Raw genomic sequence first — 1400 nt, 5'->3', positions numbered from 1 at the left:
TAAGCCCTGCCGCTCGCAGCAACGTATCGGTTCTGCTTATTTGTATCGCACGCCGCAAAATTAAAATACGCTTCGTGATAAATTAAATTCGGCAAAGTACGGATAAAAAGGCAAGCCTAGAAAGGTCGCTATTAAATTTAGTTGCCTATGCAAGCTCGAGCGAAAGTATCTCCGTGACCTTACCCGCTTCGTCCTCGCAGCTTACGGCGATATAATCAAAGCCGTTTGCCTTGACCTCATCCCACGAGGCGGTCCCGCCGTTTATCAGCAGGACCCTGCCTCGCTCGTCCGTTTCGTATTCGTTCATTTCGTCGTCGTAGAGGGTGCTATAACCGAATTTTAAGCGGATCTTGCACGGCGGTAGGTTAAATTTCACAAGCTTGCGGCGCGCTACTTTTTCTGCGTCAAGCTCGTCGCAAAACATCGCGTTGTAGCCGTGCGCAGCGCCGTCGAAAAGTAAAATTTCCTCGCCCGTTTTTACGCATTTGGCTACGAGCTTGCACGGCACGAGCTCGTCCTCGTCGTCGTAAAAATCGGCGATGTAATCGTTCGGCAAAGTTTCGCCGCGAAAAAGCTCGCCGAAATAATAAATTTCAAAGTATTCGCCGCCCGCGCCGGATCTGATTTGGACATTTAGATAATCGTCCCGAGTTACGTAAATAGGTTGTTTACTAGATAAGTAGGCACCCTCTCGTTCATCTTCGCTCCTTTGGCGTAAATTTTAAAATTTCGCGAAATTATAACATATCTCGCGTCCGAGAGCGTCTGCTTTGTGGGGCGCGTATTATCTGGGCTTCTACGTCCTACGTCTGTTTGCTACCGCTACAAGTCCGCTACCGCAACGCGGCTTGAAATTTTACTTCTGGCACGGCTTGAAATTTCACTGACGGCGCGGTCGCCGCTCGCGCTCGCACATACAGGCTCGTTGGCGAGCTAGGCTTAAAAGATGAATAAGCCCTGCCGCTCGCACTTTTTTGCACATACGCAGCCTGCGAGCGCGGCTTGCAAAATTTTAATCTGCTCGCGCCATTTGTGAATTTTAATCTATTTGCGCCGCGCGTAAATTCTAATCCATTTATGCCATTTGTGAATTCTAATCCACTCATGCTGTTTGCAAATTCTAATTCTCTTGCGCCATTTGCGAATTTTAATCCGTTTGCGCCATGCGGCTCCGTCTATGCAAAGCGGACTTTAAAATTCTTTCGGGAGCTGGGTCTGTTTGCGAAGCGCCACTCCGTGATATCTAGCGCCCGCCCGCTTTGAGGCTACGAAAGCGCGAGTAAAACCGTGCGCTGCAAGCGATGAGATAAATCTAAACGCCGTGCGGAAATTTTAAGCCGCGCGCCGCTCGGATCAAATATATCCCGCGCTGCGAAGCGGTTTGATTTTAAAATTTAATT

General features: G+C 49.0%; 1 protein-coding gene. It reads right to left on the bottom strand.

The window, feature by feature from the left end:
• Nucleotides 1-145: 145 nt before the first annotated feature.
• On the bottom strand, nt 146-556 hold the full coding sequence (locus Q0198_RS03860; RefSeq protein WP_297895197.1) for a hypothetical protein: 411 nt from the start codon (nt 554-556) through the stop codon (nt 146-148).
• Nucleotides 557-1400: the final 844 nt, after the last annotated feature.

Origin of the sequence: uncultured Campylobacter sp. (assembly GCF_938045205.1) — a bacterium.
Classification (GTDB): domain Bacteria; phylum Campylobacterota; class Campylobacteria; order Campylobacterales; family Campylobacteraceae; genus Campylobacter_B.
This window is presented reverse-complemented; position numbering and strand designations above follow the sequence as displayed.